Source organism: Azospirillum lipoferum 4B (assembly GCF_000283655.1).
Classification (GTDB): domain Bacteria; phylum Pseudomonadota; class Alphaproteobacteria; order Azospirillales; family Azospirillaceae; genus Azospirillum; species Azospirillum lipoferum_C.
In genome coordinates this window covers 632,382-642,500 of the sequence record NC_016623.1, presented here as the reverse complement: position 1 = coordinate 642,500, position 10,119 = coordinate 632,382, and the positions used below count along the sequence as shown (strand labels likewise).

General features: G+C 68.9%; 13 protein-coding genes. 10 read left to right on the top strand and 3 right to left on the bottom strand.

Annotation, left to right across the window (positions count from 1 at the left end; all coding sequences use genetic code 11):
• Window positions 1–71: 71 nt before the first annotated feature.
• Window positions 72–1,913, bottom strand: a complete 1,842-nt coding sequence (gene edd, locus AZOLI_RS24230) for a phosphogluconate dehydratase (RefSeq protein ID WP_014249844.1) — start codon at window positions 1,911–1,913, stop codon at window positions 72–74.
• Window positions 1,914–2,129: 216 nt separating this feature from the next.
• Here edd and AZOLI_RS24225 point away from each other — a divergent pair, with 216 nt between their 5' ends.
• The 9 genes from AZOLI_RS24225 (at window position 2,130) to pqqE (ending at window position 8,787) form a co-directional block, all read left to right on the top strand.
• Window positions 2,130–3,047: an SIS domain-containing protein gene (locus tag AZOLI_RS24225; RefSeq protein ID WP_014249843.1), complete on the top strand. Its 918-nt coding sequence runs from the start codon at window positions 2,130–2,132 to the stop codon at window positions 3,045–3,047.
• A 251-nt stretch (window positions 3,048–3,298) separates the two neighbouring features.
• Complete coding sequence (pedF, locus tag AZOLI_RS24220) at window positions 3,299–3,757, top strand: cytochrome c-550 PedF (RefSeq protein WP_014249842.1); 459 nt, start codon at window positions 3,299–3,301, stop codon at window positions 3,755–3,757.
• 173 nt (window positions 3,758–3,930) lie between these two features.
• Window positions 3,931–4,578: a response regulator transcription factor gene (locus AZOLI_RS24215; protein ID WP_014249841.1), complete on the top strand. Its 648-nt coding sequence runs from the start codon at window positions 3,931–3,933 to the stop codon at window positions 4,576–4,578.
• 163 nt (window positions 4,579–4,741) lie between these two features.
• Window positions 4,742–5,296, top strand: a complete 555-nt coding sequence (locus tag AZOLI_RS24210; RefSeq protein ID WP_044553090.1) for a rhodanese-like domain-containing protein — start codon at window positions 4,742–4,744, stop codon at window positions 5,294–5,296.
• 137 nt (window positions 5,297–5,433) lie between these two features.
• Window positions 5,434–5,514 carry a pyrroloquinoline quinone precursor peptide PqqA gene (gene pqqA / locus AZOLI_RS33855; protein WP_014249839.1) on the top strand — a complete coding sequence of 27 codons (81 nt, stop codon included), beginning with the start codon at window positions 5,434–5,436 and terminating at the stop codon, window positions 5,512–5,514.
• 109 nt (window positions 5,515–5,623) lie between these two features.
• Complete coding sequence (gene pqqB / locus AZOLI_RS24200; protein ID WP_014249838.1) at window positions 5,624–6,568, top strand: pyrroloquinoline quinone biosynthesis protein PqqB; 945 nt, start codon at window positions 5,624–5,626, stop codon at window positions 6,566–6,568.
• Window positions 6,565–7,353, top strand: a complete 789-nt coding sequence (gene pqqC, locus AZOLI_RS24195; RefSeq protein WP_014249837.1) for a pyrroloquinoline-quinone synthase PqqC — start codon at window positions 6,565–6,567, stop codon at window positions 7,351–7,353. Before pqqB ends, pqqC begins: the two co-directional genes overlap by 4 nt.
• Entirely contained in the window at window positions 7,350–7,646 is a 297-nt protein-coding gene (gene pqqD / locus AZOLI_RS24190) for a pyrroloquinoline quinone biosynthesis peptide chaperone PqqD (RefSeq protein ID WP_014249836.1), read from the top strand. Before pqqC ends, pqqD begins: the two co-directional genes overlap by 4 nt.
• A 22-nt stretch (window positions 7,647–7,668) precedes the next feature.
• Window positions 7,669–8,787 carry a pyrroloquinoline quinone biosynthesis protein PqqE gene (gene pqqE, locus AZOLI_RS24185; protein WP_044552923.1) on the top strand — a complete coding sequence of 373 codons (1,119 nt, stop codon included), beginning with the start codon at window positions 7,669–7,671 and terminating at the stop codon, window positions 8,785–8,787.
• Between the two features lie 17 nt (window positions 8,788–8,804).
• Here the strand turns inward: pqqE and AZOLI_RS24180 are convergent, their stop codons facing one another.
• Window positions 8,805–9,224: an Lrp/AsnC family transcriptional regulator gene (locus AZOLI_RS24180; protein ID WP_014249834.1), complete on the bottom strand. Its 420-nt coding sequence runs from the start codon at window positions 9,222–9,224 to the stop codon at window positions 8,805–8,807.
• Between the two features lie 127 nt (window positions 9,225–9,351).
• Here AZOLI_RS24180 and AZOLI_RS24175 point away from each other — a divergent pair, with 127 nt between their 5' ends.
• Complete coding sequence (locus tag AZOLI_RS24175) at window positions 9,352–9,912, top strand: cysteine hydrolase family protein (protein WP_014249833.1); 561 nt, start codon at window positions 9,352–9,354, stop codon at window positions 9,910–9,912.
• A gap of 30 nt (window positions 9,913–9,942) precedes the next feature.
• Here the strand turns inward: AZOLI_RS24175 and AZOLI_RS32930 are convergent, their stop codons facing one another.
• Window positions 9,943–10,119 (bottom strand): hypothetical protein, encoded by a 177-nt coding sequence (locus AZOLI_RS32930; RefSeq protein WP_044552919.1) that lies wholly within the window; start codon window positions 10,117–10,119, stop codon window positions 9,943–9,945.

Genomic DNA, 10,119 nt, shown 5'->3' with positions numbered 1-10,119 from the left:
GGGATGGGCCGGTCACAATCCGGGCCGGCATGGCCCGATGCCGGCCCGTTTCTTCCAGAATTGTCGCGGCCCTATCGGCCGAGCAGGTTGAGGACCGAGGCGCCGCTCTCCGCCGGACCGGCATTGTTGCGGAACAGCGAGAACAGCTCGCGCCCGCAGCCGTGGGAGGCATCCTCGCTCGGCGGCGGCGGAGCGCCGCGGTTGTCCCACTCGGCGGCATCGACCAGGGCGTCGAGCGTCCCGGCCTCGGCGTCCAGCCGCAGGATGTCGCCGTCGCGCACGCGGCCGAGCGGGCCGCCGCCCTTCACCTCCGGCGTGACGTGGATGGCCGCCGGGACCTTGCCGGATGCGCCGGACATGCGGCCGTCGGTCACCAGCGCGACCTTGAAGCCCTTGTCCTGCAGCACGCCCAGCGGCGGGGTCAGCTTGTGCAGCTCCGGCATGCCGTTGGCGCCGGGGCCCTGGTAACGGACGACGACGATCGCGTCGCGGTCGAGTTCGCCGGCACGGAAGGCGGCCTGGACGGCCTCCTGATTGTCGAAGACGCGGGCGGGCGCCTCGACGACGCGGTGCTCCGGCTTGACCGCCGAGGTCTTGATGACGCCACGGCCGAGATTGCCGGTCAGCACGCGCAGGCCGCCTTCGGCCGCGAAGGGTGCCGCGGTGGTGGCGACGACCGTCGGATCGCCGCTCTGGTCGGTGGCTGCACGGGTCCAGGTCAGGGCGCCGCCCTCGTCGAGGTCAGGCATACTGCGGTAGGGCTCCAGCCCGCCCTCGCCCAGGATGGTGGAGATGTCGGTGTGGACGAGGCCGGCGTCGATCAGCTGGCCGATGATGAAGGGCATGCCGCCGGCCTGATGGAAGCGGTTCACGTCGGCGCTGCCGTTGGGATAGACACGGGCGAGCAGCGGAACCACCGCCGACAGCTCCGAGAAATCCTCCCAGTTCAGTTCGATGCCGGCGGCGGCGGCGATGGCCGGGATGTGCAGGGTGTGGTTGGTCGAACCGCCGGTGGCCAGCAGCCCGACGATGCCGTTGACCAGCGCGCGCTCGTCGACGATGCGGCCGATGGGGATGCCGGCGCCGGGCGCGGTCATCGCCACCACCCGGCGGGCCGCCGCATCGGTCAGCGCATCGCGCAGAGGCGTGTTGGGGTTGACGAAGCTGGCGCCCGGCAGGTGCAGGCCCATGATCTCCATCAGCATCTGGTTGGTGTTGGCGGTGCCGTAGAAGGTGCAGGTGCCGGGCGCGTGGTAGGATTTGGACTCCGCGTCCAGCAGTTCCTCCCGGCCGACCTTGCCCTGGGCGTAGAGCTGGCGCGCCTTGGCCTTGTCGGCATTGGACAGGCCGGAGGGCATCGGGCCGGCGGGCACGAAGATGGTCGGCAGATGGCCGAAGGCCAGCGCGCCGATCGTCAGGCCGGGGACGATCTTGTCGCAGATGCCCAGGCACAGCACGCCGTCGAAGGTGGCATGGGACAGCGCCACGCCAGTCGCCAGCGCGATGACGTCGCGGCTGAACAGCGACAGCTCCATCCCCTCATAGCCCTGGGTGACGCCGTCGCACATGGCGGGCACGCCGCCGGCGACCTGCGCCACGCCGCCGGCCGCGCGCACCGACTCGCGGATCATGGCGGGATAGCCCTCGTAGGGCTGGTGGGCGGAGAGCATGTCGTTGTAGGCGGTGACGATGCCGATCGACGGCTGGGTCTCGCCGCGCAGAGCCGCCTTGTCGTTCGCCCCACAGGCGGCGAAGGCGTGGGCGAGGTTGGCGCAGCCCAGGCGATGGCGGCGCGGCTTCGCACCGGCGCTTTCCAGCCGCGCCAGATAGGCCGCACGGCGGTCGCGGCTGCGCTCGGCGATGCGCTCGGTCACGCGGGCGACGACAGAATTCAGGGGGGCGGGCTTGCTCATGATCGCATCTCGACCGTTAGAGGGAGGCGATGATTTCCGGAACGGACCATACGCCAGGGGCGGCGGGGTGTGAAGAAAATTTTTTTCATATATGGGGTTCCGGTGCTGGATTTCTCGCCAGGCGCGGCAAAATTCTTCATAGTGGACTCTGCGCCCCGGCGGGGATGCCGTCGGGCGCCGCCCCCGCAGGGCCTTGCTGGAAAGTAACTTTACGCCATGCCACCACCGGTCAACAGCGCTGCCGCCAGCACTGCACCATTGGATATACTGGACGCGATCCGCCGGCTGCGCGGCGAGTTGAAGCGGTCCGAGGGGCAGATCGCCGATCTGGTTCTGGCCGATCCGCGCCGGGTGCTGGACCTCAACGTCACCTCGCTGGCCCAGGCGGCGGAGGTGAGCGAGGCGACGGTCGTGCGATTCTGCCGCAGCGTCGGCTGCGCCGGCTTTCCGGACTTCAAGCTGCGGCTTGCCGAATGTCAGGCGCGCGACGCCCTGCGCGACGAGGTGCGGAGCGGCACGCCCTATGTCAGCCAGGATGTGGCGCCCGACGACGGTGTCGGCACGCTCGCACGAAAAATTTTTTCATCGAGCGCCGCGGCACTGACCGCCGCCTCCGCCACGCTGGACGAGCGGGCGCTGGAGCAGGCCATCGCCCTGCTGGCCGCCGCACCGCGGGTTCTGTGCGTCGGCACCGGCGGGTCCAGCGCGCTGGCACAGGATGCGGCGCACAAGCTGCTGCGCTTCGGCGCCGATGCCCAGCCCTGCGCCGACCCGGTGCTGGCGCGCATGCTGCTGGTCAACATGGGGGCCGGCGGGGTGCTGCTGGCACTGTCCAACACCGGGCGCAGCGGGGCGATCAACGAGCTGGCGGCGGCGGCGCGGGCACAGGGTACGGCGGTGGTCGCGATCACCGCGCCACGGTCTCCGCTGGCCAGAATGGCGACCGTGGTCGTCGCCAGCCAGCCGGTGGAGGATACCGAAATGTACACGCCGATGGCCTCGCGGCTTGTGCACCTGACGCTGATCGACGTGCTGTCGACGGGCGTGGCGCTGCGGCTGGGCGATCCGGCGGTGCGGCAATTGGCGAAGGTGAAGGCGGCGATCAATGCCGGCCGGCTGCCGCCGCTGGCGTAGCCGGACCGCAGCCGCCGCCTGCCGCATGCGTCATCCGACCATCGTCCAGGATGCGGCCGGACGGTTCGTCCGGGCGTGAGCCGGACCGTGCCCCGCGGCCTTGTACCATTGTCGAATAATTAAGCGAACGAACGATTGCTATCCTCGACCGCAATCCGGCCCCGCAACCGTCCCGCATGCCCGCCAATCCTTGGGCGACACGCGGTCCGACTGCGGCGGTCACAAGAAGGATGCAGGAAGAGGACGCACCGATGACGCACAGCACCGCCACGCCTCCCCTCCCCCGCCGCCGTCCGGCACTGCATGCCGCCGCCCTGGCCGGAGTGCTGGCGCTGGCGCTGCCCGGCCTTGTTTATGCCCATGGCGATGTGGTGCCGCAGGCGGTCGACACCAGCGGACTGGAGAAGTTGGGTGACAAGTGGCGCGACAGCAACCCCTACCGCAGCAACCAGCGCGCCATCGAGATCGGCGCGTCGGCCTTCAACCAGAACTGCGCGCGCTGCCACGGGCTGGGTGCGGTGTCGGGCGGCATCGCTCCCGACCTGCGCTATCTGGAAAAGGGCGATGCCGGCGACGAATGGTTCAAGGAGCGCGTGATCAACGGCTCGATCCGCAACGGCGTCACCTACATGCCGGCCTTCGGCGAGGCGCTGGGGCAGGAGGCGCTGTGGGCCATCCGCTCCTGGCTGGAAACCGTTCACGAGGAGTGATCACCGAGATCCCGACCGGAAGGAGCAACTCCGATGGCGATGCGACATGTTCGCGCACAAAACAATTCGTGTCATTCGCGGTGTTGCGCCTTGCCATTTCGGTCTGACACAATGAACGGGCGACTTTTCACCATACCCCGTCCCGTCCGCCGCTGCACAGGGAACCGCAGGCCATGACCCGGATCCTGATCGCCGATGATCACCCGATGGTGCGCGATGCCTTGCGCAGCGCGGTTCTCTATTCCTGCCAGGCCACCGACGTGATGGAGGCGGACCGGCTCGACAGCGTCATGCAGGCGTTGGAGGAGCGGGGCGACCTCGACCTCGTGCTTCTGGATGTCAACATGCCGGGCATGAACGGGCTGGGCGGGCTGCGCACGCTGCGTCAGCGCTTTCCGGCGACACCGGTCGTCGTCGTATCCGCCCATGAGGAACGGCGCTGGGTTCGCGAGGCGATGGAAAGCGGGGCCGCCGGCTTCATCCCCAAATCGACCCCGCGCGATGCCATCGCCGCGGCCCTGCGACAGGTGCTGAACGGCGAACTCTACGTCCCGCCGCAGGTCGGCGACGAGAGTGTCGGAGAGGCGGAGGATGCCGAAACCGCGGAGATCGCGCGGCGCATCGCCACCCTGACCGCACAGCAGCTGCGGGTGCTGGAGCTGCTCGGCACCGGCAAGCTGAACAAGGAGATCGCCTTCGACCTCAGCATCACCGAAACGACGGTGAAGGCGCATGTCTCCGCCATCCTGCAAAAGCTGAAAGTTTACAGCCGCACCCAGGCGGTGGTGATCGCCAACCGCGTGCTGGCCGAGCGGCGGTGAGGGGCTCGTGCGCCCGCTGACAGTCTGGATTGCCGCGGTGCTGCCCCCTCCCCGACCCTCCCCCTCTTCGAGGGAGAGGGAGTTGAGTGCGGGAGCGGCGGAGTTCCCTCTCCCTCGAAGAGGGGGAGGGTTAGGGAGGGGGCACAGCTTCCCAAGACTCACCATCCTCCTCCTTCTACTCGCCTTCACCACCCCCGCCCTCGCCGCCGGCATCCACCAGCCCGACGGTTACCGGTTGTCCGACTACCGCTCCCCCACGCCTGACGGCATCGCCGGAGGGGAAACGGTCGACACCCCGGCGGTGCAGTCCCTGCTGTCGCAAGGCCGCGTCATCCCGATCTTCGTCCAGCGGCTGGAGCGCAGCACGCTCCCCGGCGCCCCCTGGCTGCAATCCAAGCCCTACCGCCAGATTCCCGGCAGCGTGTGGCTGCCCAATGTCGGCATGGGCGCGCCCGACGATGCGACGCTGGCCTGGTTCGAAGCGCAACTGCAGCGGCTGACCGCAGGCGACCGGACCCGCGATCTTCTGTTCTATTGCCTGTCCGATTGCTGGCTGTCGTGGAACGCGGCCAAGCGTGCGCTGTTGCTTGGCTATGCCCGGGTCCATTGGTACCCGACCGGCATCGACGGCTGGATGGAGGCCGGTCTGCCGACGGAGGAGGCGCATCCGCCGCCGCCCCCGCCGCCTGGGCCGGCCCGCAACCCGTCCGCACCCTGACGCGCTTGCGGGCGGATCCGCCGAAAGGGGTGGCGGATTGCACCATCGTAGCATGGCGGTCCTCCGCCCCGAACCGCTACTCTTCACTTCGCCAACCATCTTGGTAGGCAACAGTCAGCAAACAGGAGCATCACGCAATGAAGACCTGGCGCAAACCGAAGACCACCGAGATCGCCGTCGGCACCGAGATCAACGCCTACGCCTGCGCCGGTCTCTAAGCCGGTCGATGCGGAGCCGGGGGGACGGGGTGCTGGCACCCCTCCCCGGCCTCCAACCCAGGAAACCGCAGCAAGACGGTTTTTCAAATAAGATGTAAAGGCGGTGGCGATGAAAATTCTCGTCCTCGGTTCGGCGGCCGGCGGGGGTTTCCCGCAATGGAACTGCGCCTGCGAGGGCTGCCGCCGTGCCCGTTCCGGCGACCCGGCGGCGACGCCGCGCACCCAATCGTCGCTGGCGGTGACCGCCGATGGCGAGCGCTGGCTGCTGCTGAACGCCTCGCCCGACCTGGGCGCGCAGCTGCTCGCCAACCCGCAGCTTCATCCGAAGGGGTCCTTGCGCGGCAACCCGATCGCCGCGGCCCTGCTGACCAACGCCGACATCGACCATGTCGCGGGTCTGCTGACCCTGCGCGAATCCCATCCCTTCGCCGTCTATGCCACCCCGCGCGTCCATGGCGTGCTGGCCGCCAACAGCGTCTTCAACGTGCTGAACCCGGAATTCGTCGCCCGCCGGCCGATGGCGCTGGGCGAGCCGTTCCAGCCCGCCGGCGCCGACGGCCGCCCGCTGGGGCTGGAGGTGGAGGCCTTCGCCGTGCCGGGCAAGGTCGCGCTCTATCTGGAGGATGCCTCGGCCGGTCCCGGCTTCGGCTCCGTCGCCGAGGACACGGTGGCGCTGCGCATCCGCCCGACCGATGGGTCGAATGGCGGGTCGAATGACGGCTTCTTCTACATTCCCGGCTGCGCCGGCATGCCGGGCTGGCTGGCCGACCGTCTGCATGGCGCGCCGCTGGTGCTGTTCGACGGCACCACCTGGACCGACGACGAGATGATCCGTAGCGGCACCGGCGTGAAGACGGCGGCGCGCATGGGGCACATGCCGATGTCGGGGCCTTCGGGCAGCATGGCCGCCTTCGCGCCGCTGAATGTCGCCCGCAAGATCTACATCCACATCAACAACACGAACCCCGCCCTGCTGGAGGATTCGCCCGAACGGGCGGAAGCCGAGGCGGCCGGCTGGCGCATCGCCCATGATGGGCTGGAGCTGACCCTATGACTGACCCCACCGCTGCACCGATGACCCGTGAGGAGTTCCGCGCCGCCCTCTATGCCATCGGCGAGCGGCAGTATCACGACCTCCACCCGTTCCATCAGCTGCTGCACGGCGGCGGGCTGAAAAAGGGGCAGATCCAGGCCTGGGCGCTGAACCGCTTCTATTATCAGGTGTCGATCCCCCGCAAGGATCTGACCATCATGTCCCGCATGGACGATCCGGCGTTGCGCCGCGCCTGGCTTCAGCGCGTGCTCGACCATGACGGGCTGACCCAGGCCGGCGAGTTGGACGAGACCAAGGTCGGCGGCATCGAACGCTGGCTGCGGCTGACCGACGGGCTGGGGCTGGACCGCGACTATGTGAAGTCGCTGGAGGGCATCCTGCCCGCCACCCGCTTCGCGGTGGATGCCTATGTCAACTTCGTCCGCGACCATTCGCTGCTGGAGGCGGTGGCGTCCTCGCTGACCGAGCTGTTCGCGCCGTCGATCCACCGCGAACGCATCGCCGGCTTCGAGCGCAACTACGCCTTCGCCAACGACAGCACCCTGTCCTATTTCCGCAAGCGGCTGGACGAGGCGCCGCGCGATGTGGAGTTCGGGCTGGATTATGTGCTGACCAATGCCCATACAGCGGAACACCAGCGGCAATGCCTGCGCGCGCTCCGTTTCAAGACGGAACTGCTGTGGGCCCAGCTGGACGCCCTGCACCATGCCTATGTCACCCCCAACCTGATCCCGCCCGGCGCCTTCGTGCCGGAGGACATGGAACCGACACGGTACAGCCGGTGAACGCAGTTTCTCCCCAAATCGGCGAAGCCGACCGGCTGCGGCTGGCCCCCGGCGTCATGCTGCGCAACGACCGCCGCCGCGGCGAATGGATGCTGATGGCGCCCGAACGCCTGCTGGTGCTGGACGAGATGGCGCTGGCGGTGGTGCGCGCCTGTGTCGGGGCGGAGGTCGCCGACGTGGCCGCCGGCATCGACCGGCTGACGGCGGAATACGACGCCCCCCGCGCGGAGGTCGCCGCCGACGTGCTGGAGATGCTGACCGACCTGCGCAACAAGGGCTATGTCGTCACATGAAGTGCCCCAGGAGGTGCGTCAAATGAGCTGCGCCCTGCCCGCCTTCGCCGCCGCGACGGCCGCCGAACCGGCACCGCCCTTCGCCGTGCTGATGGAGCTGACGCACCGCTGCCCGCTGCGCTGCCCCTACTGCTCCAACCCGGTGGCGCTCGATTCCGCCAGCGCCGAACTGGACACCGCCACCTGGAAACGGGTGCTGGACGAGGCGGCCGACGTCGGCGCCCTCCAGGTCCATTTCTCCGGCGGCGAGCCCTGCGTCCGCAAAGATCTGGAGGAGCTGGTCGCTCATGCGACGGAGATCGGGCTCTACAGCAACCTGATCACCTCCGCCGTCCTGCTCGACCGGCCGCGGCTGGAACGGCTGCAGCGCGCCGGGCTCCAGCATGTCCAGATCAGCCTGCAGGACTCGGAGGCCACCGGTGCCGACCGCGTCGGCGGCTACAAGGGCGGTCATGTCAAGAAGCTGGAGGTCGCGCGCGCGGTGGTGGCGCAAGGACTGGCGCTGACCATCAATGCCGTGCTGCATCGCCACAACATCGACCGGGTCAACGACGTCATCGATCTGGCGATGGAGCTTGGCGCCGGGCGGATCGAGATCGCCAACGTCCAATATTACGGCTGGGCGCTCGCCAACCGCGCCGCGCTGATGCCGTCGCGCGACCAGCTGCTGGCGATGGACGCCGCGGTTCGGGCGCGACTGCCGGAACTGGCCGGACGGATCGTCGTCGATTACGTGGTGCCCGATTACTACGCCCGCCGGCCGAAGAGCTGCATGGGCGGCTGGGCCCGGCGCTTCATGAACGTCACCCCGCGCGGCCGCGTCCTGCCCTGCCACGCCGCCGAGACCATTCCGGGGCTGGAGTTCGAGACGGTCCACGACCGCAGCCTGTCCGACATCTGGCGCGATGGCCCGGCCTTCGCCCGCTACCGCGGCACCGCCTGGATGCCGGAGCCCTGCCAATCCTGCGACCACAAGGAAGAGGATTGGGGCGGCTGCCGCTGCCAGGCGCTGGCGCTGGCCGGCAGTGCGGACGCGACCGACCCGGTGTGTGAACTGTCGCCGGCCCATGCGGAGGTCGCCGTCCTGCGCGACCGCGATGCCGCGGCGCTGGAAAGCGTCTGGACCTATCGCGGCGCCTGAGCGATTCGCCGCGCGATCTACGCGAACCGTTCCAGCACCATCTGCGTCGTCACCTCGGCAACGCCGGGCATTCCGGCAATGGCGGCGCGGACCGCTTCGATGCCGCGGATGTCGGGCGCTTCCGCCCGGATGACCATATCGGTGGCCCCGGCCACGGCATCCATGGCGACGATCCCGGGCATCCGCTTGAGCTTGGGAACCAGCTGGGCGCAGCTGTGTCCCGGCTCGTGGCGCAGCAGGAAATAGGCGGCGACGCCATCCGCCACCGGCCCGTCCTCGACGGTCGTGAAACCGCGGATCACGCCCGATCTCAGCAACCGGTCCAACCGTTCCTGGGTGGCGCTGCGCGACAGCCCGATATCCCGTGCCAACGCCACCAATGTCCGGCGGGCATCCTTGCGCAAGGCCGCCAGCAGCAGCCGGTCCTTATCGTCCATCCCTGTCCCCAAAACCCGCTCCCACCGGCGGAATGCCGGCCGGCCGGCATCTTGCCGGGCTGCAACCGGCAGCCTTTCGGCGGAAATTCACAGCCAGGGACCATGGACGATTTGCACGGAGTATCCAATGACCTTGCTTCCCGCCGCCTCCGCCCTTCTGCCGGTGGACATGCAATGCGCCTTCGACGGTCCGTCATGGCCGCGGCGCTGGAACCGCGCGCTGGACCACAATGGGCTGCGCCTGCTCGACGCCTGGCGGCGCAGCGGCCGGCCGGTCATCCATGTGCGTCACGATTCGACCGGGCCGGCCTCCACTCTCCGCCCCGGACAGCCGGGCAACCGCTTCCGCGAGGGGTTCGAGCCGCTCGACGGTGAAGCGCTGGTGAGCAAGAGCGTCAACTCGGCCTTCATCGGCACCGACCTGGATCTGCGGCTGCGCCGGCTGAAGATCGAGCGGGTGGTGGTGTTCGGCATCTCGACCGACATGTGCGTGTCGACCACCGTCCGCACCGGTGCGAATCTGGGGTGGCCGATCACGCTGGTCACCGATGCCTGCGATTGCTTCGAGCTGCCGGACGGCCGGGGCGGAACCATCCCGGCCGAGCAGGTCCATGCCGTCCATGTCGCCACGCTCGGCTACGAGTTCTGCGAGGTGACCACCACCGACGGACTCATCGAAAGCCTGTGACCGCTTTCGCCGGGTCGGGTCGACGGCAATTCAGGCGCTGTCGCCCGACCCGCCCTTCCTGCCCCCGCCGTCCTGCTTGTTGACGGTGGCCCAGGCGCGCCGCTCGGCCTCGTCATGGGAGACGCCGCGCTTCTCGTAACCGTCCTCGATATGCTCGGCCTTGCGCTTCTGCTTGTCGGTGTATTTGTCCTTGTCGCCCTGGGACAT